At 59.4% G+C, this 20308-nt stretch carries 17 protein-coding genes; 6 read left to right on the top strand and 11 right to left on the bottom strand.

Going from position 1 to position 20308, the window contains the following annotated elements:
• Positions 1-2: 2 nt before the first annotated feature.
• Positions 3-1106 carry a branched-chain amino acid ABC transporter substrate-binding protein gene (locus KQ933_RS13920; protein WP_216755431.1) on the bottom strand — a complete coding sequence of 368 codons (1104 nt, stop codon included), beginning with the start codon at positions 1104-1106 and terminating at the stop codon, positions 3-5.
• Positions 1107-1731: 625 nt separating this feature from the next.
• On the opposite strand from KQ933_RS13920, the gene KQ933_RS13915 reads away from it, so the two are divergent.
• Positions 1732-2643 (top strand): HD-GYP domain-containing protein, encoded by a 912-nt coding sequence (locus KQ933_RS13915; RefSeq protein ID WP_216755430.1) that lies wholly within the window; start codon positions 1732-1734, stop codon positions 2641-2643.
• 106 nt (positions 2644-2749) lie between these two features.
• On the opposite strand, the gene KQ933_RS13910 is transcribed toward KQ933_RS13915, so the two are convergent.
• Both KQ933_RS13910 and KQ933_RS13905 read right to left on the bottom strand, forming a co-directional pair.
• Positions 2750-3805 (bottom strand): alpha/beta fold hydrolase, encoded by a 1056-nt coding sequence (locus tag KQ933_RS13910; protein ID WP_216755429.1) that lies wholly within the window; start codon positions 3803-3805, stop codon positions 2750-2752.
• A gap of 139 nt (positions 3806-3944) precedes the next feature.
• Entirely contained in the window at positions 3945-5273 is a 1329-nt protein-coding gene (locus tag KQ933_RS13905) for an aspartate aminotransferase family protein (RefSeq protein WP_216755428.1), read from the bottom strand.
• Between the two features lie 248 nt (positions 5274-5521).
• On the opposite strand from KQ933_RS13905, the gene KQ933_RS13900 reads away from it, so the two are divergent.
• Positions 5522-7495 (top strand): PhoX family phosphatase, encoded by a 1974-nt coding sequence (locus KQ933_RS13900; protein WP_216755427.1) that lies wholly within the window; start codon positions 5522-5524, stop codon positions 7493-7495.
• Between the two features lie 143 nt (positions 7496-7638).
• Here KQ933_RS13900 and KQ933_RS13895 read toward each other — a convergent pair whose 3' ends face one another.
• From KQ933_RS13895 to KQ933_RS13875, 5 genes are all read right to left on the bottom strand, one after another.
• Positions 7639-7956, bottom strand: a complete 318-nt coding sequence (locus tag KQ933_RS13895) for a helix-turn-helix transcriptional regulator (protein ID WP_216755426.1) — start codon at positions 7954-7956, stop codon at positions 7639-7641.
• Positions 7957-8071: 115 nt separating this feature from the next.
• The gene (locus KQ933_RS13890) at positions 8072-8821 is read right to left on the bottom strand and encodes a HugZ family protein (protein ID WP_216755425.1); all 750 of its coding nucleotides are present in this window, start codon (positions 8819-8821) and stop codon (positions 8072-8074) included.
• 140 nt (positions 8822-8961) lie between these two features.
• Positions 8962-10008, bottom strand: coding sequence for a choline ABC transporter ATP-binding protein (choV, locus tag KQ933_RS13885; RefSeq protein WP_216755424.1), 1047 nt, complete (start codon positions 10006-10008; stop codon positions 8962-8964).
• Positions 10005-10850 carry a choline ABC transporter permease subunit gene (gene choW / locus KQ933_RS13880; protein WP_216755423.1) on the bottom strand — a complete coding sequence of 282 codons (846 nt, stop codon included), beginning with the start codon at positions 10848-10850 and terminating at the stop codon, positions 10005-10007. The genes choV and choW overlap by 4 nt, the downstream gene beginning before the upstream one ends.
• A gap of 78 nt (positions 10851-10928) precedes the next feature.
• The gene (locus KQ933_RS13875; protein WP_216755422.1) at positions 10929-11885 is read right to left on the bottom strand and encodes a choline ABC transporter substrate-binding protein; all 957 of its coding nucleotides are present in this window, start codon (positions 11883-11885) and stop codon (positions 10929-10931) included.
• Positions 11886-12121: 236 nt separating this feature from the next.
• On the opposite strand from KQ933_RS13875, the gene KQ933_RS13870 reads away from it, so the two are divergent.
• From KQ933_RS13870 to KQ933_RS13860, 3 genes are all read left to right on the top strand, one after another.
• Positions 12122-12724: a thymidine kinase gene (locus tag KQ933_RS13870; protein ID WP_216755421.1), complete on the top strand. Its 603-nt coding sequence runs from the start codon at positions 12122-12124 to the stop codon at positions 12722-12724.
• A gap of 73 nt (positions 12725-12797) precedes the next feature.
• A complete protein-coding gene (locus KQ933_RS13865) occupies positions 12798-13871 on the top strand; it encodes a hypothetical protein (protein ID WP_216755420.1) in 1074 nt (357 codons plus the stop codon).
• Between the two features lie 154 nt (positions 13872-14025).
• Positions 14026-15147: a DUF2333 family protein gene (locus KQ933_RS13860; protein WP_216755419.1), complete on the top strand. Its 1122-nt coding sequence runs from the start codon at positions 14026-14028 to the stop codon at positions 15145-15147.
• A 27-nt stretch (positions 15148-15174) separates the two neighbouring features.
• On the opposite strand, the gene KQ933_RS13855 is transcribed toward KQ933_RS13860, so the two are convergent.
• The 3 genes from KQ933_RS13855 to KQ933_RS13845 form a co-directional block, all read right to left on the bottom strand.
• Entirely contained in the window at positions 15175-15636 is a 462-nt protein-coding gene (locus KQ933_RS13855) for a PAS domain-containing protein (protein ID WP_216755418.1), read from the bottom strand.
• Positions 15637-15682: 46 nt separating this feature from the next.
• On the bottom strand, positions 15683-16408 hold the full coding sequence (locus KQ933_RS13850; RefSeq protein WP_216755417.1) for a LuxR family transcriptional regulator: 726 nt from the start codon (positions 16406-16408) through the stop codon (positions 15683-15685).
• A gap of 145 nt (positions 16409-16553) precedes the next feature.
• Entirely contained in the window at positions 16554-17015 is a 462-nt protein-coding gene (locus KQ933_RS13845; protein WP_216755416.1) for an Lrp/AsnC ligand binding domain-containing protein, read from the bottom strand.
• 112 nt (positions 17016-17127) lie between these two features.
• On the opposite strand from KQ933_RS13845, the gene putA reads away from it, so the two are divergent.
• A complete protein-coding gene (gene putA / locus KQ933_RS13840) occupies positions 17128-20244 on the top strand; it encodes a bifunctional proline dehydrogenase/L-glutamate gamma-semialdehyde dehydrogenase PutA (protein ID WP_216755415.1) in 3117 nt (1038 codons plus the stop codon).
• Positions 20245-20308: the final 64 nt, after the last annotated feature.

Here is a 20308-nt window from a genome sequence, read left to right as displayed (position 1 = left end):
GATTACTCGGCAGCAACGATCTTGCCGCCTTCCCACTTGTAGAGCGAGAAGCTCTGCGAGGAGAGGTCGCCGGTTTCGCCATAGGTGAGCTTGCCGATGACGGTCGGGATCTGGTCGCCGCTCTTCAGGGCAGCCGCAACGGCTTCCGCGTCCTCGGCGCTGCCGGCTTTTTCGATGCCAGCCTTCAGGACTTCAACGGCAGCATAGGCGTTCAGCGTGAAGGCTTCGGCCGGAATGTTCTTGGCGGCGAGCGCATCGGCAGCGGTCTTGGAGTCCGGGCTCTTGGTGGCGTCCGAAGCATTGGTGAACAGCGTGCCGCCTGCGGCATCCGTGCCGATCGTCCAGAACTCGGTGTTGGAGAGACCGTCGCCGCCGATGATCTGCGCGTTGACGGCGAGGTCATGGAGCTGGCGGGCGAGCAGACCGCCTTCCGGGTGGTAGCCACCGAAATAGACGAGATCGACTTTCTCGGCTTTGATGCGGGTGGTCAGAGCGGAGAAGTCCTTGTCGCCAGGCGTAATGGAGTCGTTGATGACTTCGGTGATGCCGCCGGCGTTCAGCGTTGCCTTGAAGGCGTCTGCGAGACCTTTACCGTAAGCGCCCTTGTCGTTGATGATGGCGATGCGCTTGTCCTTGAAGTGTTCGAGAACGTATTTGGCGGCGACTTCGGCCTGCTGGTCGTCGCGGCCGCAGGTGCGCAGAACGTTGGTCAGGCCACGCTTGGTCAGGTCAGGTGCTGTTGCAGTCGGAGTGACCATCAGCACGCCGTTTTCGGCCAGAACGTCGGAAACCGGGATGGCAACGCCCGAGGTGACCGGGCCTACGACGAAGCGGATGCCTTCACCGACAACCTTGTTTGCAGCGGAAACGCCCTGCTTCGGCTCGCCAGCGTCGTCAGCGAGTTCGAGAATGACCTTCTCGCCAAGAATGCCGCCGTTCTTGTTGATTTCGTCGACGGCGGTCTGCGCGCCGTTCTTCACCTGGTCGCCATAGGCTGCCACCGGACCGGTCAGCGGCGCGATGAGGCCGATGGTGATATCCGCATGCGCGAGCGGTGCAAATGCCAGCGAGGCGACGAGCGTCGCCGTCAGAGTCTTCAGGGTCATGTTCTGTCTCCTTGGGTAGGGTCGTCTTCGACCACCGGTTGCTTGCCGCGCAGGCCGTTTCTTGTCAGCGCTCCCTTTGGGAGCGTGCCAAAGACGAGGAAAAGCTGCGCGATCAATGAGCCTCGCGGCCATATTTGGCTCGCCCAGCGCATGGCAAGATTTCTAGAAATTTCGGGAAGATTCCGCAAGTTGATAACAAGATCGGGATCATTTTCGCCAAATCTGGAAAGATTGCGTGCGATTTTTTTGATTTTTCAGTCCATTTCCCGCAATTTTCGGTCTGCGTTGTCGCGACCATTCCTCGGCTTGCCACGACGGTGTCAGGGCAGTCTCAATCTGCAAGTGTCCGGCCGAGATTTTTCCGACCGCATGCTTTTAGCCGTAAATGACTTGCAACCTTTGCAGAAAGTCGAGGCGAAGCTGTGCCCGACAGAGCATATCTACGGCTGCGGATAAGCAGATATCTGGTAATGACGCCGCTGACCGCTGTTTTGGTTTTACTGTTTTAGCGAGTTAACAATTGATTCTAAGAATCCCAATATAACTATCATTCCCTAGTATTTATTGCGGTGCGAAAAAGTATCCGATTTATCGATGCAGGCATATAACGGGAACAGATATCTGGATGCTCAAGCGTATTGAAGCCAGGCAGGTACGAACCGGAATGTTCATCGAGATGGTCGAGGGCATCTGGCAAGATCCTCTTCTATCTCGGCGACGGTTCTTACTGCGACGTGAGAGTGATACGCTGAAGCTTAACGAGTGCGCGGATACGGGCGTCGTGATCAACACGACCAAGGGCCTCGATGTCAGGAACACCTCACATAAGATCGAGATCGACGTCAGGGCAGTGCGCGAGACCATTCAGAAATCGGTCGAGGTGCTGGAAAATGTCTTCGGTCGGCTGCAGGGCGGAGATGCGATCGGCGTCGATCAGGTCGAGCCGGTAATTTCCTCCGTTTCCAAATCAATGGATGACCACCCGGCCGTCTTCATCAGCGTTACCCGGCTGAAATCCAAGGACGAAGTAACCTTTCTGCATTCCCTTTCGGTCAGTGCCTTGATGATCCTTTTCAGCCGTCATCTCGGACTGAACGAGGAACTGGTGCAGACGCTCGGCACGGCCGGGCTATTGCATGATGTCGGTAAGCTCGAAATTCCTCTTGAAGTGCTCAACAAGGAAGGACGCCTGAATGAGGACGAGATCCAATTGATCCGAGATCATCCGGCGAAAGGGCATGCGATCCTGTCGCGCCAGGAGGGCATGCCGGAAATCGTCCTCGACGTCTGCCTGAACCATCACGAGCGCATTGACGGCAAGGGTTATCCGCGCAAGCTCTCCCACGGCGAGATCAGCCTTCACGCACGTCTCGCCGCGATTTGCGATGTCTATGACGCCGTTACTTCGGCGCGCCCCTACAAGGCTGCGTGGAGCGCGAAGGAGGCGCTGAGCTGGATGCTGGCCAATGAAGGGCATTTCGATCGCCGGCTCGTCAAAAAATTCGCCCTCTGCCTGTCGATCGCCTCCGTTTCCTGAGCGTATCTGTCTCGTCACACAAGGCCTGCGGGGATCTGATCCGCCGCAGGCCGAGTTTCTTCGTGATCCGTGGCACCCCGAAAGCGCGCAGGACAAGGAAGCTACTCTATTGATCGGCGAGCGCCTTTCCCAGGAAATCCGTGATCATGTTGGAAACCTGCCGGTGAATCGTTCCGCGATCTGCGCCGACGCCATCCCGGCAGACGATGCTCTCCCCTGGCGCTTCCTTCTCGATCAGTTCTGCTGCGCCGGGCTTGCAGGGTTGCATGAAGCTGAAATGCAGCGATCCGGGGATAAGAGTGTAGGTGGTCGTCGTTGGGGGCAGATAGCGGGCAAGGTAGCTGGAATCCTTGTTCGTGGCGGCTATGTCCGCCTTGGTTGCCGTGTCTCCATCGACGTCGTCAGCAGCACCCAGCACCATGACGGGAACATGGATTGCCGCCAGGCTCTCTGGTGTCAGCCCACGACCGGGTCCGAGGTCGAGCGTCACGACGGCACGGATTCTCGGGTCGCTGAGATCGGCTGCCAGCGCCGCACTGGAGGAGGCATCGCGCCCGATGCCGAGCGCCTCAAATATTGTGCAGATCGGGCTGAATTCAGCCATGCAGTTCCTCGTCACCCTGGCTGCATCGAAGCGGCCGCCCGCCAGTTCGACGACTGTCCAGCCGCCGAGCGAATGGCCGATGGCGGCAATCCGATCGGACGCCACGCCGCCCGTCAGATCAGGATTGTCGAGCAGAGCATCGATCGTGCGGCTGAGGTCGCCGGGGCGCTTCCAGAGTGCGATGGCGTCAGGCTTTCGCATGTCGAATGTGGTCGTTCCTGGATGATCGGGGGCGGCGACCACATAGCCCGCATTCACGAGGTCGGCGGCGAGCCAGGCGAGGTTGCGCCAGCTGCCACCGTAGCCGTGGGAGAGAACGACCAGTGGATGCGGGCCGGTCATGGGTGCGGCATCCCTAATGACGGGCTGGCCGATAAAGGCTGGCGTTTCGCCGAGAAGGACCGGGGTAACGTTCGATGCCGTTGGATACCAGATGCTGACATGGATAGGGCGATCGGCGTTTTTGCCGGGCAGGGTGATTTTGCGAAAGCCGGTTCCGGCATGTGCCGCGGGTGCCAGCAGCAGGGCGAAGGAGAGAAGGATGGCAAGTCTTTGCATAGGATCTCCATTGGGTTGATTTGCCCTGTCTGCAGGAAATCCCTCACACCGGAGACCGATAACACGATCGAGGTCGCCGACATCAAAAGAAAGGGCGAGGCCTGAGCCTCGCCCTTAAATTCAATCAGGATGATCGAGTTCAGATATTGTTCTGCAGGATCGTGCGCAGCTTGCCGAAGAGTTCGTCGATGTGCTTCTTCTCGATGATCAGCGGCGGGGAGAGCGCGATGATGTCGCCCGTCGTGCGGATCAGCAGGCCGCCTTCGTAAGCCTTGAGGAAGGCCGTGAAGGCGCGTTTGGTCGGCTCGCCGGCGATCGGGTCGAGCTCGATGGCGCCGATGAGGCCCGTATTTCTGATGTCGATGACGTTGGGGCAATCCTTGAGCGAGTGCAGCGCGTCGGCCCAGTAGTCGGAAAGCTCGGCTGCGCGGGTCAGCAGGCCTTCTTCCTTGTAGGTGTCGAGCGTCGCAAGTGCTGCGGCCGAAGCGATCGGGTTCCCGGAATAAGTATAACCGTGGAAGAACTCGATCATGTGCTCGGGGCCGTTCATGAAGGCATCATGGATTTCCGAGGTCACGAAGACGGCGCCCATCGGGATGACGCCGTTGGTCAGACCCTTGGCGGTGGTGATGATGTCGGGCTTCACGTCGTAATACTGAGCGGCGAAGGGTGCGCCGAGGCGGCCGAATCCGGTGATGACTTCATCGAAGATCAGCAGGATGCCGTGCTTGGTGCAGATTTCACGCAGCTTCTGCAGATAGCCCTTCGGCGGAATGAGAACGCCGGTGGAGCCGGCGACCGGCTCGACGATGACGGCGGCGACGGTGGACGCGTCATGCAGGGTGACGATGCGCTCGAGTTCGGTGGCGATATCGCCGCCATGCTCGGGTTCGCCGCGGGTAAAGTTGTTCTTGCCGGGCAGATGAGTGTGGGGCATGTGGTCGACGCCGGTCAGCAGCGTGCCGAACATCTTGCGGTTGGTGACGATGCCGCCGACGGAGATGCCGCCGAAATTGACGCCGTGATAGCCACGCTCGCGGCCGATCAGGCGGAAGCGTGAGCCATTGCCCTTCACGCGGTGATAGGCGAGCGCCACCTTGAGCGCCGTTTCGACCGATTCAGAACCGGAATTGGTATAGAGGACATGGTTCATGCCCTCGGGTGCGATGTCGACCAGGCGGTTCGCGAGTTCGAAAGCCTTGGGATGGCCGAGCTGAAAGGCCGGGGCGTAGTCGAGTTCGCCCGCCTGCTCGCGGATCGCTTCGGTGATCTTCGGGCGGCAGTGTCCGGCATTCACGCACCAGAGGCCAGCCGTACCGTCCAGAACCTGACGGCCGTCATGGGTTTGGTAATACATATCCTTCGCACCCACGAAGAGGCGCGGTTCCTTCTTGAACTGACGGTTCGCGGTAAAGGGCATCCAAAAGGCGCGAAGGTCGTTTGGCGTTGCATTCAGGCGATTGGACATGCTGTTCTCCTGGCCGTTGGGGAGGCCGTTCCCGTTTTAAGCTTGGCGCCGATTATATTTTTACTGCCCGGTCAAATTATCAGCGCCCGGCAAGGCGTCAAGCCAGAGAAGCGTCGCCTTCTGATGTTCCCGGACACGTCGGGCGTCATCAATCCTTCGCCCGGCATCGCTACAAAAATCGATGGCCACAATGGCCGAGGGCATTCCATTCATTTCCTTGAAATTCAACCATTTTACCGGAGGTAGTCATGACGGACCGCCAGAAGACCAGACCGCGTCCCAATCCGCGGCGTGCATTTGCGCCGAGCTACGGCACCATTCTCGAAGAAGGCGTTCGTCGCCGTACCGTTCTGAAGGGCTTCATCGCAGCCATGGGTGCAGCCGCTTTTGCGCCGGCGCTCGAAGCAAGGAAGGCTGAAGCCGCCGAGTCGACGCTTACTTTCCCCGAACTGAAGCGTGTGCGTGACGCTGCCGACCACTGGCCTGATGGTTACGAGCGCCAGATCCTCATTCGCTGGGGTGACGCACTCTTCAACGACAGCCCGGAATTCGATGTCGCCAAGCTCGACGGCAAGACCGCCGAGCGCCAGTTCGGCTACAACAACGATTTCACGCAGTTCCTGCCGCTGCCCTGGGGCGAGAAGAGCTCCGATCATGGCCTGATGGTCGTCAGCCATGAATATGCCACGCCCTTCCTGATGTTCCCGGGACTGACGGCGGACAATTATCGTGAGAAGATGACCGAGGACCAGATCCGGGCGGTGATGGCCGCTGTCGGCGTCTCGGTTTTCGAAGTGCGCAAGGACGGCAACCGGTGGCAGGTCGTCAAGGACGGCAAATATAACCGCCGCATCCACATGAGCACGGAAATCGGCATTTCCGGCCCGGCCGCCGGCGACGATCGCCTCAAGACCAAGGCTGACCCGACCGGCACGATGGTCTTCGGCACGATCTCGAACTGCAATGGCGGTATCACGCCTTGGGGCACGATGCTCTCGGGCGAAGAAGGCGCAATGGACGTTTTTGCCGGCGACTATACCAAGCTGGCGAACCAGAAACTGGTCGAGCGACAGGGCTGGGACGAGGATGAGAACGACATCTATTCCGTCAGCCGCGTCGAGCCGCGCTTCAAGTTCGAGGAGGAGCCGAATGAATGGATGCGCTTCGACTGGGTCGTCGAAATCGATCCGTTCGATCCCTCGGCAAAGCCGGTCAAGCGCACGTCGCTCGGCCGCATGACGCATGAAGGCGCGCAATGTTGCGTCGCCCCTGACGGACGCGTCGTGGTGTTCATGGGCGATGATGACGATTTCGAATATATCTACCGCTTCGTCACCCGCGATCCGTGGAACCCCAATGATCGCGCCGCCAACAAGGACCTGCTCGACCACGGTACGCTGTCGGTCGCCAAGTTCGAAAGCGACGGCACGATGCGCTGGATCCCGCTGGTCGCCGGCGAAGGCCCGCTGACGGCGGAAGCCGGCTTCAAGACGCAGGCAGACGTGGTTCTCGCCACGCGCGCTGCCGCGGACCTCGTAGGTGCTACGCCGATGGATGGGCCGGAAGGCTTCATCCCGCATCTCGGCACCGGCAAGCTCTATGTTGCCATGACCGAGAACGAAGACCGCCTGCCGAAGGGGCAGGGTGACGACGAGAAGGAACAGGTCAACGTCGCCAATCCGCGCGGGCCGAACCCGCATGGGCATCTGCTGGAACTGGTGACGCCCGGCGGCCCGGACAAGCCGGATTATGCGGCCGAAAGCTTCAAATGGGACGTTTTCATTCTTTGCGGCGATCCGGCTAAGCTGGAAGACCAGGCAATGTTTCACCCGGCGACCACCTCGGCTGGCTGGTTCACCGATCCCGACAACCTTGCCGTCGATCCGGCAGGCCGCCTCTGGGTGACCACCGACGGTCCGCCACCGGAAGGCATCGCCGATTCCGTCTATGTGATGGATACGGAAGGTCCGGGCCGCGCCCTGCCGAAGCTCATCTATATCGCCCCTGTCGGTTCGGAGACCTGCTCGCCGACCTTCACGTCCGACGGCTCCAGCGTCTTCCTCTCGGTCCAGCATCCGGGCGAATTGCGCATGGCCGACAACGAAGATGCGACCTCGATGGAAGATGCCGGCACCAGTTGGCCGGACTTCAAGCCGGGCGTACCGGCTCGTCCGTCGCTCGTCGTGCTGACCCGCGGCAACAATGAAGTGGTGGGCAGCTAAGCCCGCTTTTCGCAACCAAAAGAGACCGGCAATTCTCGCGAATTGCCGGTCTCCAACGCTTCACGAGCTGAAATAGCGTGAGCAGTATCGGAGGAAACATCTCCTCCGATACTGCTCAGACTGACATCATGTCAGCGCTAACATCAGGCTGCAGACCTACTCCGGTTCTGTGTCGCGTAGATATCCTCGAGTGTTGCAAGGATTTTCATGACCGGCTCGGAGTTGCTGGAATAATAGATCGTCTGTGCATCGCGACGGGTCTTGACCAGCTTCTGAGCGCGCAATTTCGACAGATGCTGGGAGAGGGCCGACTGGCTCAGGCCGACCTGGGTCGCGAGAACGCCGACAGGCACTTCTCCCTTTACCAGGCTGGTGAGGATCAGCAAACGCTTGGGGTTGGCCATGGCCGATAATAAAGCTGCCGCCACATTGGTGTGATCGGCCAAATCAGAGGTTTCCATATTTTTTCTTCCTAATGCGAAACGTACATCATCCGTACAGGCACAGGCCGTCAGACGGTTCTTTGACTGACGTCAAAAACTAGCAATTGGGCTTGAAGATTGTATATACCTAAATTTAAGGTATCAGGTATGCTATTTTAGATATGTTTGAACAAATGTGATCCAAATCCTCCGCGGGTATGTCGAACTCGCAACGCAACAATAAGTCACCTGAAATCATATCAAAACCCGCGGAATCCACCCCACATATGTGCCAGGGACCTGCTTCGGGCGCCTTTAGCCTAGATGCCAGCGCTGTCATCAGAGTCGGATGGCGCGCTACTAAATCTTGCACTGCAGCGTCAGCTTTTTCGGCGATGTCATCATTTGCCTCCGAGTGAATCACGAGATCGCTGCCGTCTAAAATGTAAGCACGGCCGAATCCGCCATTAAGGCTGGCCGATTGCGGGATGAGGCGAAAGAAACGGAAATCCGGGAAATCGATATAGAGTTTCGCCTTGGCGTGACGATTGAGAAAACGGGTGCGGATGCGCGCGTGGAGGGGCGTATCCCGCTCCACCTGTTCCGCACGGCATTGGGTCGTCAGGCGGGCATGGGCGAGCGGATCGCCCTTGCCAGGCTCGCCGGTCAGGAGCGAGGCTCTGGCATCGGCGGCGAGCGCCTTCGTGTGAGTAGAGAGCGCGGAAACGAGAATGATGGGCACGCCGTCTATGTCAGTGCCGAGAAGAACCCGGCTTGCGAAGGGAAAGCCGGTTTCAGGATCGAGAACGGCGAGGGCCGCATAGCGGGCGGAGCGCAGCAGGGTGCGTGCGAGTTTGCGGGCCTCATCGTCGGTTTCGCGGAGCTTGGAGGATGGTTCTGTCATATCCGCCATGTTGCAAAGCGGAGTGAAAGGATCAAGTCTAAAGCGCGTCGCGATCTCTAGGATTCGCTTGCCTCGCTTTAGTTCTTTGGTTGATGCATGTCGCTATCGCAAAACCGCTGCACACTTTTGCGCGACATGCTTTATTCCTTCCGCTTGTGCCGCGTGAGGCCGGTGACGACATCCTGCGCCGAGATCGTGCCGACGATCTGGCCGTTGTCGACTACGCCGATACTGCCGGGCTGTCGGGAGAGGGCGTCGAGGATATCGACAAGCGGCGTCGTGGGGCGCGCAGTGGCGCTGACCGACATGCCGATTGCCGCATCGCCCAGCCCGGGCTGCATGACGTCAGAGGCCATCAGCATGTTGATTGGGTTCATGTTCTGCACGAAGTCGGCAACATACTGATCGGCCGGATTCTTGACGATTTCCTGCGGCGTTCCGCATTGGATGATCCGCCCACCCTCCATGATGGCGATGCGATTGCCGATGCGGAAGGCCTCATCGAGATCGTGGCTGACGAAGAGGATGGTCTTCTTCAGTCGCCGCTGGAATTCCAGCAGCTCGTCCTGCAGTCGTGTGCGGATCAGTGGATCGAGCGCGGAGAACGGCTCGTCCATCAGCAGGATCGGAGCACCGGTGGCAAATGCGCGGGCAAGGCCGACGCGCTGCTGCATGCCGCCGGAGAGTTCGTTGACCTTGCGGTCCGCCCATTTCGTCAGGTTGACGAGTTCGAGTTGTTCGCCGACCCGGCTCTTGCGCTCGGCTTCCCGCACGCCCGAGAGTTCGAGGCCGAAACCGACATTCTCGGCAACGGTGCGCCAGGGCAGCAGGGCGAACTGCTGGAACACCATGGAGACCGTATGCGTGCGCAGGTCGCGCAGCGCCTTGGCATTGCATTTGTAGGGGTTTACCGGCCCCGTTGCCGTGGAGACGGCGACGTCGCCGCGCACGACGGGCGCAAGTCCGTTGACGGCCCGCAGGAGCGTCGACTTGCCGGAACCCGAGAGGCCCATCAGCACGAGGATTTCGCCTTCCTCTATCGTCAGCGAGGCATTGGCGACGCCGAGAACGAGGCCGGTCTCGGCGCCGATCTCGTCGCGTGAGCGACCCTGGTCGACCATGGCGAGCCCTGTTTCCGGCCGGTCGCCGAAGATGATGCTAACGTCGTTGAAACTAACCGCAGTCATGCGACGTCTCCTTCGCCTGCTGTGCGGAACATGCGGTCCAGAATGATTGCCAGGATGACGATGCAGAAGCCGGCCTCAAAACCCTTGGCGATGTTGACGGTGTTCAAGGCACGCACGACCGGCACGCCGAGACCGGGAGCGCCAACGAGGGCGGCGATGACGACCATCGAGAGGGAGAGCATGATGGTCTGTGTTAGACCGGCCATGATCTGCGGCGTTGCAAAGGGCAGCTCGACCTTGCGAAGAACCTGCACCGGCGTCGCGCCGAAAGCGACGGCGGCCTCGACGAGGGAGGGGGGCGTCGAGATGATGCCGAGACGAGTGAGGCGGATGGGAGCGGGAATCGCGAAGATGACGGTTGCGATCAGGCCAGGCACCATGCCGAGGCCGAAAAGGATAAGTGCTGGAATGAGATAAACGAAGGTTGGAATGGTCTGCATGAGGTCCAGGACGGGCCGCATGGCGGCATAGATCCAGGCGCGGCGGGCAGCCGCAATGCCGAGCGGAATGCCGGCCACCATGCTGACGAAGGTCGCGGCGAGCACGAGCGCCAGTGTTTCCGTCGTCTCCTTCCAGTAGCCCTGGTTCATGATGAGCAGCAGCCCAAGACAGGTGAAGACCGCAACTGCTATCGACCGGCGCAGCCACCAGGCGAGGAGGCTGATGGCAAGGACGGCAACCAGCGGATTGGGCGTCTGCAGCACGAAAAGCAAGGCATTAATGACGTACGACAACAGGGCGGAGAGTTGGTTGAAAAACCAGTCGCCGTTCGATGTCAGCCAATCGACAAAGGATTTGGCCCAGGGGCCAATGGGAATTTTAGCGTCAGTGATCCAATTCACGAGGCGCGCCTGTCTTTTTGAGAACGAAGATCGGGATGAAAACGAAAACGGGGCGGCAAATCCGCCCCGGTCATTTCATCAGAGGCCGAGGCCGGACTTGACGGCTGCGAGGCCGTCGCCGCTGCCATCGCGGGCCTTGACGCCGGCGAGCCAGGGTTCAACCGTGGACGGATTGGCCTTCAGCCATTCGCCCGCTGCCTTTTCCGGATCTTCGCCGTCATTGAGGATCTTGTTCATGATCTCGTTCTCCATTTTCAGGGAGAACTTGAGATTCTTGATCAATGTCCCGACGTTCGGGCACTCGCTGAGATAGCCGGCACGCACGTTGGTATAGACTTCGGCGCCGCCAAAATTCGGTCCGAAAGTATCATCTCCACCCGACAGATAGGTCATCTTGAAGTTGGTATTCATCGGATGCGGTTCCCAGCCGAGGAAGACGATGGGCTTGCCATCCTTCTCGGCGCGGGCGACCTGCGCCAGCATGCCCTGCTCGGAGGATTCGACAAGTTCCATCTCCTTCATGCCGAAGGTGTTCTTGTCGATCATGTCGATGACGTGGCGGTTGCCGTCATTGCCGGGCTCGATGCCGTAGATCTTGCCATCGAGATCACCCTTGTGAGCAGCGATATCCTTGAAGTCCTTGATGCCGAGTTCCGCACCCTTGGCATTGGTCGCCAGCGTGTACTTGGCGCCGACGAGGTTCGGCCCGTAGGACTCGACCGACTTGTCGTCGAGATAGGGCTGGATATCCGCCTTCTGGGACTGCATCCAGTTGCCGAGGAAGACGTCGATGTCCTTGTTCTTCATCGAGGTATAGGTGACCGGCAAGGAGAGAACCTTGATGTCGGTTTCATAGCCGAGCTTCTTGAGGAGCAGAGAGGCGGTCGCCGTGGTCGACGTGACGTCCGTCCAGCCGATGTCCGAAAGACGGACGGTGGAGCAGCTTTCAGGGTCTGCGGAGAAGGCGGCGGTCGCCACGGAGAGGGCGGCGACTGCGGTTACGGTAACGAGTTTGAATGCGCTTGTTGTTTTCATTTTAGACTCCCAGTCTTACGTTCCCAAGCCAACCATCAATAGACCAGTTTTACAAGCGATCTCGGCGCGTTTGCGGCGTTCCGGCCACTGTGATTGCGACGCCCCGGCGTTTTTTGAGAATGCCTGAACTTCCAGGTTTTTGGCGATTTCGATGCCAGGATTTCCTGTGATTATCAATTTGTCGGGGCTTTTCTTTGTGTTCTCCACCTTCCAAGAAGCCAGACAAGGAGAATCCGATGGCAAAACTCTATTTCAACTACTCGACGATGAACGCCGGCAAGTCGACGATGCTGCTGCAGGCCTCCTACAATTATCAGGAGCGCGGAATGCGCACGGTTCTCTTGATTGCGGCCTTCGACGACCGGGTCGGGCGTGGCGTCATCGGTTCGCGCATTGGGTTGGAAGCAGAGGCCATCCCCTTCGAAAACGACAGCGATCTCTATGCTCTGGTTCAGACGCTTAGCGGCGGAGGGCAGCCGATCTCCTGCGTTTTCCTCGATGAGGCGCATTTCATGACGCGCGAGCACGTTTGGCAGCTTGCCCGCGTGGTCGACAGGCTCGGCATTCCCGTCATGGTCTACGGCCTGAGGACGGATTTTCAGGGCAAACTCTTTCCGGCCTCGCAGGAACTGCTGGCGATTGCCGACGAGATGCGCGAGGTGCGCACCATCTGCCATTGCGGGCGCAAGGCGACCATGGTCGTGCGGCTCGATGCCGAGGGCAAGGTGCTGCATGAGGGCGCGCAGATCGATGTCGGCGGAAACGAGAAGTATGTTTCGCTGTGTCGCCGCCATTGGGACGATGCGATGAACGGTGAATGGATTGCCGAGCCGGTTTGAACGGATCGACGCCTGTTTTCTTTGACGCGGCGAGCGAATAGTCTGGAAGACGGAGATTCTCTGGGAGTGCCCGGTGCGCAAAAGCCCGCCTTTTGATAGCCAGTATGATGCCGCCCGCGGCCTTGCCGAGGCGATGGCCGGCGAGGCGGATTATTGTGCCGCCTGCATCGCCGGCTTCGATGGCGGCGAGAGGCGCTCGTCCGACGAGATTTTCCTCGAACAGAATGCGCGCTTCCAGGCCTTTTTCAACGACAGCGCCACGCTCGATGTGCTGCTTGCAGAACTCGTCTTCTCTCTCGACCGGCTGACATCAAAGGTTTCGGCCGATCTTGACAGTTTTCGCGGGCTGACGCGGCGCGAAAAGATAGCCGGATGGTTTTCCCGCCAGCGCATGTGGCGCATGCACAGCGCGCGGGTACGCGAGGCGCCGGTCGTGGAACAGCTGCTCGATCTGCTGACGAAATCAGATCTTCTGGCGACGCTGCTCAAAGGCCAGAGGCGATACCTTATCGGGCGTCACAAGAGCGCCGAACTGAGCCTTATCGACATTGTCGAGCATCGGCGGCGGCTGGTCGACGAGATCGATATTGCGCGGATGCGCATGAAGGAGCTCAATGCCAAGGCATTGAACACGCAGGGCCGCATAGGCGTCTATGGCAATAAGGCGCATTGGGCGCAAATGGAGGCAGAGCGCCAGGCGCTGATAGCGGAGGCTGATCGCATTTCCGTCGAGGAACATGCGATGCGCGATGAGAGCCAGCGGCGCGAGCGTTTCATCGGCATGTTCCAGGCTTTCGTTGACAGGCTGAACAGCCGTATTGCCGGCTGCAACGTGCTCATCCGCAAGCTTTCGGTCGATACCGAGGAGCGGCTCATCATCTATCAGGCGCAGGTCGATACCGACCGGCCCGGCATGAAGGTGAGGATCAAACCGGAGCTTTTTCCTGACATCGCTGAAACCATCGCGCTTTTCGAGAAGGGCATGCTGGTACCTCAGGATCTGGTCCAGCGAAAAAGCCGCGCCGACCAGGAATTCGCCCGCAAATTCCCCGTCTATGCGGAGGAACGGTCCGATGCGCCGCTGATCGATGTGGTGCGTAAATCCCCTATGTTCGGACTTGGATTCTTCCGTTCGTTGCGCTCCTGACAGGGCGGTGAGGGGAAGCGTATCACGTCCTGTCGTGTCTGGCCCGCGCATCCTTCGGGACGAAATATCCTTGGCTCTTGTTGTACTTGGGCGATCAAGCGCATATGTGGATGAAAAGGATATCCCCGTTTTCGCCGCCTGACAGGAGACGACGATGCTTGACCGGATTGCCGGTTTTTTCAGACTGATCGGCCAGACGATCAGCCGCTGGGTTCGCCTTTTTGCCGCCTGGGCCTTCTGGCCGTTCCTGGCCGCGCACGGATGGTATGCGCGGCGGACCTGGGTGATCCGGCTGCCGATCCTCGCCTTCCTTGTGCTTCTTGTCGTTCTCTACGGCAACTTCGTCTGGCAGACGCAGGTCTGGTCGAATTTCAATACTGACTTCGTCAATAAGTATCGTCTTTCGGAACGCAAGGTGCCGGCTGGGCAGGAAATTCCGGCGGCTGACGGGGCTGCTGCCAAGACCTGCCAGCGCTCGGCAATCGTCGATGTCGCGGCCGATCTGACGGATTTCAACGTCAACCAGAATGCCTGGATATCCTCGATGGTGCTCTACAAGATGGGCTTCTTCGGCATAGACTGGGATCACACGCCCTTCCTCGACAACAAGGCATCCTTCCAGCGCGGTATCAACCAGGCCGTCCGCCGCACCTCCGTCGAGCTTGTCGATACGCTGGGCCGCGTGCGCGGCACGTCCGGCATCAACAATGACCTGCAGAACGCTCGCGGCAATCTGCAGTTCGATGAATATAGCTGGTATTTCGGCCTCAGCCCCTTCGGGCCTAAGACGCCGACACCGGCCTATTATCGTGCGGCGATCAATAGCCTGCGCAAGTTCAATACCGATCTGGCTGGCTGCAATGCGGTCTTCGATGGCCGCGCCGACAACCTCATTCAGTTCATCGATCGTATCGCCAACGATCTCGGCAGCACCTCCGACATGCTGGCCGAGCGCTCGGAAAACCACAATCGCGGTTGGTTCGATACGCGTGCCGACGATCGCTTCTGGTTCGCCTATGGACAACTCTACGCTTATTACGCGATTCTTTCGGCGGCGCAGGCGGACTTCTCCCAGGTTGTGTCGGAGCGAAACCTTGGGGCAATCTGGGCTGGCACGACACGGCAATTCCAGGCAGCACTTCGTATCCAGCCGGCGATCATTTCCAACGGGCGGGAGGACGGCTGGATCATGCCGAGCCATCTCGCCACGATGGGCTTCTATATATTGAGAGTGCGCTCGAACCTGGTTGAAATCCGTGCGGTGCTCGACCGCTAGACTGCCCAGAATGCTATTTCCCGACGGTTAAAGCGGAGCGCCGCCATCCTCGAAGCCGACGATGCGCAGCTTCTCGACGAATTCATAGGTGATACCGACAATACCGCCGCCGCTGGCGTCGTCGCGGAACTTGCCGACGGAGCGTACCATCTTGTAGCCGCCGAGTCGGTTGTCGACCCGATAGACATAGTGGAAGCCGACCCGGTGGAGGCTCGCCTGCTCGAAGGTTTCGGCGATCAGCAACCGGTCTTCCTCATGGATGCGCGACATGAGTTCGGTCAGGTTGACCGGACCTTCGCTGTAGGGAAGATCGAAGATCTGGTGTACGTCTTCGCTGGCGAAGAAATGCCCCGTCTCGAGGTTCATCCGCCAGAAGCCAAAGAGGCGATAGGCGGCGAACATCGTCAGCGCTTCGGCATCGGTGATTCCGATATGGGCACGGGATTGCAGCCGATGCTCGACGGCTGGCTGTTCGAAACGAAGAGGCACGGTTTCCCCCCAATTCGGGATGACGCGCTGATTCTCTTCTGATTCCTCAGTTGATCAGCTTCAATCGGATGGCTTTTGCTACCAACTGGGTGCGGTTGACGCAATCGAGTTTTTTAATTGCGTTGGTCATATAAGCATTTACCGTGTGATCCGAGAGTGCCAGGATCTGGCCGATCTCTATCGAGGTCTTGCCTTGTGCGGTCCAGCGTACGACCTCCAGTTCACGAGCCGAAAGCGCACTATGAGCGCTTTCCTCATTGCGCTTGACGGCGTTGTAGGTGTCCAGCGCGTGGAGAACGATCATCACAAGTTCGTTGATCTCGCTTTGGCCGAGGGATGCGCGTTCGCCGCCGAACCAGAAGACGAGGCGCTGTCCATCGGCTGAGTTGATCGGCATCGCGATACCCGCCATCATGCCGCGCTGGAGCATCAAATTCCTGATGTCGGCGGGAAAGGATTGTGCATGGCCGGGATCGCTGAGGTGCCAGACTTGCGGTACGGCTGATTCCCTCATGCGGGCGGCAAACGGACAGGCACGCAGCATATGTCCGCGATCAAAATCTCTGATGTAGGAAACCGGCAACGAACTCTCGATGATCAGCGGCTTCAGCAGCAGATCTTCCGCCGAGGGCGCGTTCAGCAGAGTGACGTGCTCAAAACCGAAAGCGGCGGCCACTCTTCCGAGTGCCTGTGCGAACAGGCCACGCGTGCGCGCCACCGCCAGTTCGCTCGACAGCAATGACTGCCTTTCAGAGGTAGTCATGTAAGACATTATACGCCCCCGCAAGTCTTCATGTTACCGCTATCAAATACATAAATCCGCACGCATGCTAGTGCCAATTGACTTAGCACATGCTGATTAATTCATTTTGTGAAAAATTAATCAGTGAAAAAACACGTTCAAGTTGATTTTTGAGCTACACGGGTAAAAGGGCGGTGCCTTTTACCTCCTCCATAACCGCATAAGTGTGTGTTTCGCGTACGCCGGGAAGGGACAGAATCACCTCCGAGAGGAACTGGCGATAGGCCTCCATCCCCGCCATGCGCGCCTTCACAAGATAATCGAAGCCTCCGGCGACCATATGACATTCCATGACGTCATCGCTGCGTTTTACCGCCGCAGCAAAGGCATCAAAGACGTCAGGCGTAGTACGGTCGAGCTTTACCTGCACGAAGACGAGGAGATTGCGGCCGAGCTTTTCCGGCGAAAGGACCGCCATATAGCCAGTGATGTAGCCCTCCCGCGTCAGCCGTTTGACGCGTTCGGCCGTCGCCGTTGGTGACAGGCTGACGCGTTCGGCGAGCTCTATGTTGGAAAGCCGACCCTCCTTCTGCAGTGCGCGGAGAATCTTGCGGTCGAGACGGTCGAGTTCTTTCATTTTTCGCGGCCTTTCGGGCGGTCGGTAGGCGAAGATGATGTTGGTTGGCGTGAGTTTAGTGAAAAACACCACGAATGAACAGCTATGTTGCTAAAATCACGGAGAACCCTTCATGCCAACCCAGATTTCCACGCCGTTTGCGCCGTTCAACGCTCCATTTGCCGGTGACGACGATCGTCTGCTGCATGGTTTTGCCGAAGGCCTGCGCTTTTCGGCCTCCCAGGATGCCGCAATCGACAAGCGTGCCGGCGGCATGATCGAGGCGATCCGAGACAATTCCGGATCGATCGGCGGCGTGGAAGATTTTCTGCGGGAGTACGGGCTTTCCACCAAGGAAGGCCTGGCGTTGATGGTGCTTGCCGAAGCACTGCTGCGCGTGCCCGATGCACTGACGCAGGACAAGCTGATCGAGGATAAGCTGAAAGAAGGCGGCTGGAGCGAGCATGAAGGAAAGGCCGATAGCTGGTTCGTCTCCGCATCGGCCTGGGCGCTCGGCCTTTCCGCCCGCATCATCCGCCCCGGCGAAACGCCCGAAGGCGTGGTGCGTGGCCTCGTCAAGCGCATGGGCCTGCCGACCGTGCGCAATGCCACCAAGCAGGCCATGCGTTTCCTCGGCAATCATTTCGTGCTCGGCGAGACGATCAAGGACGCGTTGAACCGCGCCGCCAAGAGCGAAGAGAGGGGCTATCGCCACTCCTTCGATATGTTAGGCGAGGGCGCGCGTACGGCTGAGGACGCCAGACGATACTGGCAGTCCTATGCCACGGCGATCGAGGCGATCGGCGGCTGGATGGCAAAGAATGCCAAGGGCAAGGATCTGCCCGATTGCATGGGCATTTCCGTCAAGCTTTCGGCGCTGCATCCGCGTTATCTCGCCACCCACCGCGACCGCGTAATGAAGGAACTCGTGCCCGATCTCCTGAAGCTCGCGCAGATGGCTAGGGCGTGTCAGCTCAATTTTACCATCGACGCTGAGGAAGCCGATCGGCTGGAGCTTTCACTCGACGTGATCGCTGCGGTCTTTTCCGATCCGTCGCTTGCCGGCTGGGATGGTTTCGGCCTTGCGATCCAGGCCTATCAGAAACGCGCGGTCGCCGTGATCGACTATATCGACGGACTGTGCGAGACGCTCGGCCGTCGCATGATGGTGCGCCTCGTCAAGGGCGCATACTGGGATACCGAGGTCAAGCGGGCGCAGGAGCGTGGGCTCGACGACTATCCGGTCTGGACGCGCAAGCAGGCGACTGATCTTTCCTATCTCGCCTGCGCGCAGCACATGCTTGCCAAGCGGGCGCGTATCTTCCCGCAATTCGCCACCCACAATGCGCTGACGGTCTCCACGATCCTGGAGCTTGCCGGCAATGATCGTTCCGGCTTCGAATTCCAGCGCCTGCATGGCATGGGCGAGAGCCTTTACAATCACCTGATGAACTCCAACGACCGCATCGCTTGCCGCATCTATGCGCCGGTCGGAGGTTATCGCGATCTGCTCGCCTATCTCGTCCGCCGCCTTCTGGAAAATGGCGCCAACTCCTCCTTCGTCGCCATGGCCGGCGACAAGAACGTACCTATCAAGGCACTGTTGGAGCGTCCGGCAGATAAGCTGCAATTCGATGTCGGTGCGAGTGCGCGAAACAGCAAGATCCCAATGCCGCTGCAGCTCTACGGCAAGCGCAAGAACAGCGCCGGGCTGGAATTCGGCCATCGTGCGACGCTTGAAAAGCTGATGGGCGGTATCCGCAAGGGTATTCCCGCCATTTCCGCTACGCCGCTCATCCCCGGCGTGGCTGCAAGCGGAGCGGATGTGCCCGTCATTTCGCCATCCGACCATTCGAGGACCGTCGGCTCTGTCCGCAACGCCAGTGCAGTCGACATCGACAAGGCTTTTGCCGTTGCCGCCAAGGGCTACAAGACGTGGTCGCGTCGCTCCGTCGAAGAGCGCGCAACGGCGCTGGAGCGCATGGCCGATCTCATGGAGGAAAACCGCGACAGGCTGCTTGTGCTGCTGGCTGCGGAAGCCGGCAAGACGCTCGATGACGGCGTTGCAGAGGTTCGGGAGGCCGTGGATTTCTGCCGCTATTATGCCGGCGAGGCACGCCGGCTTTTTGGCACCGTGACCAAGATGCCGGGGCCAACCGGCGAGGACAATCGCTACCTCTGGCGCGGGCGGGGCGTCTTTGCCTGCATCTCGCCCTGGAATTTCCCGCTGGCGATCTTCCTCGGGGAGGTTTCGGCAGCCCTCGTTTCCGGCAATGCGGTGCTGGCAAAGCCTGCACCGCAGACGCCGCTGATCGCCTATGAGGCTGTCAAACTGTTCCACAAGGCCGGTGTGCCGGAAGATGTATTGCTTTTCGTTCCCGGCGGTCCTGATGTCGGTGCTGCGATCACGGCGCATGCCGCACTTTCGGGCGTCGCCTTCACCGGTTCAACGAAGACGGCATGGGCGATCAACCGGGCGCTCGCCGCCAAGGACGGGCCGATCGTACCGCTGATTGCCGAAACCGGTGGCCTCAACGCCATGGTGGTCGATGCAACCGCACTCGGCGAGCAGGTGGCAGACGACGTGGTCCTCTCGGCCTTCCGTTCGGCCGGCCAGCGCTGCTCCGCACTTCGTCTGCTCTTCCTCCAGGAGGACGTGGCCGAGCACATGACGCAGATGATCGAAGGGGCAGCACGGGAGCTGCAACTCGGCGATCCGGCATTGGAAACCACCGATGTCGGCCCGATCATCGATGGAAAACAGAAGGCGATGCTGGAAGCCCATATTGCCGACATGCAGAAGACGCAGAAGGTGCGTTATGCCGGCAAGGCGCCTGATGGAGGCAGCTTCTTCGCGCCGCATATTATCGAGCTCGACAAATCCACAGCGCTGACCAAGGAAGTTTTCGGACCCGTCCTGCACATCGTCAAATGGAAGGCGAAAGAGTTGCCCAAGGTGCTGCAGGACATTCAGGCCTCCGGCTACGGCCTGACGCTCGGCGTCCACAGCCGTATAGAAGCCACGATCCGCACAGTCACCGATGCGCTCGATACCGGCAATGTCTATGTGAACCGCAACATGATCGGTGCCGTGGTCGGCACTCAACCCTTCGGCGGCTCGGGGCTCTCGGGTACTGGCTTCAAGGCCGGCGGTCCGGCCTATCTGCAGCGATTTGCGCTGGAACAGGTGATCTCGGTGAACACGGCCGCCGCGGGCGGCAATGCCAGCCTGATTGCTATGGGCGAGTAAAATAATAGGACGGCAGCAAGCTCTCGCAATCCCGCTTGCTGCCGTTCAATTCAGTTGCTAAGCG

This window comes from Rhizobium sp. WYJ-E13, assembly GCF_018987265.1.
Lineage (GTDB): Bacteria > Pseudomonadota > Alphaproteobacteria > Rhizobiales > Rhizobiaceae > Rhizobium.
Note: the sequence above shows the minus strand (reverse complement) of the source record. Positions and strands in the feature narration are given on the sequence as shown.

Bases quoted from the DNA above. Each gene is read 5' to 3' on its own strand.
- KQ933_RS13905 (WP_216755428.1), bottom strand. From the start codon at position 5,273: ATGTCCAATCGCCTGAATGCAACGCCAAACGACCTTCGCGCCTTTTGG.
- putA (WP_216755415.1), top strand. From the start codon at position 17,128: ATGCCAACCCAGATTTCCACGCCGTTTGCGCCGTTCAACGCTCCATTT.
- KQ933_RS13895 (WP_216755426.1), bottom strand. From the start codon at position 7,956: ATGGAAACCTCTGATTTGGCCGATCACACCAATGTGGCGGCAGCTTTA.
- KQ933_RS13890 (WP_216755425.1), bottom strand. From the start codon at position 8,821: ATGACAGAACCATCCTCCAAGCTCCGCGAAACCGACGATGAGGCCCGC.
- KQ933_RS13900 (WP_216755427.1), top strand. From the start codon at position 5,522: ATGACGGACCGCCAGAAGACCAGACCGCGTCCCAATCCGCGGCGTGCA.
- KQ933_RS13875 (WP_216755422.1), bottom strand. From the start codon at position 11,885: ATGAAAACAACAAGCGCATTCAAACTCGTTACCGTAACCGCAGTCGCC.
- KQ933_RS13860 (WP_216755419.1), top strand. From the start codon at position 14,026: ATGCTTGACCGGATTGCCGGTTTTTTCAGACTGATCGGCCAGACGATC.
- KQ933_RS13845 (WP_216755416.1), bottom strand. From the start codon at position 17,015: ATGAAAGAACTCGACCGTCTCGACCGCAAGATTCTCCGCGCACTGCAG.
- KQ933_RS13920 (WP_216755431.1), bottom strand. From the start codon at position 1,106: ATGACCCTGAAGACTCTGACGGCGACGCTCGTCGCCTCGCTGGCATTT.
- KQ933_RS13850 (WP_216755417.1), bottom strand. From the start codon at position 16,408: ATGTCTTACATGACTACCTCTGAAAGGCAGTCATTGCTGTCGAGCGAA.
- choV (WP_216755424.1), bottom strand. From the start codon at position 10,008: ATGACTGCGGTTAGTTTCAACGACGTTAGCATCATCTTCGGCGACCGG.
- KQ933_RS13870 (WP_216755421.1), top strand. From the start codon at position 12,122: ATGGCAAAACTCTATTTCAACTACTCGACGATGAACGCCGGCAAGTCG.
- KQ933_RS13910 (WP_216755429.1), bottom strand. From the start codon at position 3,805: ATGCAAAGACTTGCCATCCTTCTCTCCTTCGCCCTGCTGCTGGCACCC.
- KQ933_RS13915 (WP_216755430.1), top strand. From the start codon at position 1,732: ATGCTCAAGCGTATTGAAGCCAGGCAGGTACGAACCGGAATGTTCATC.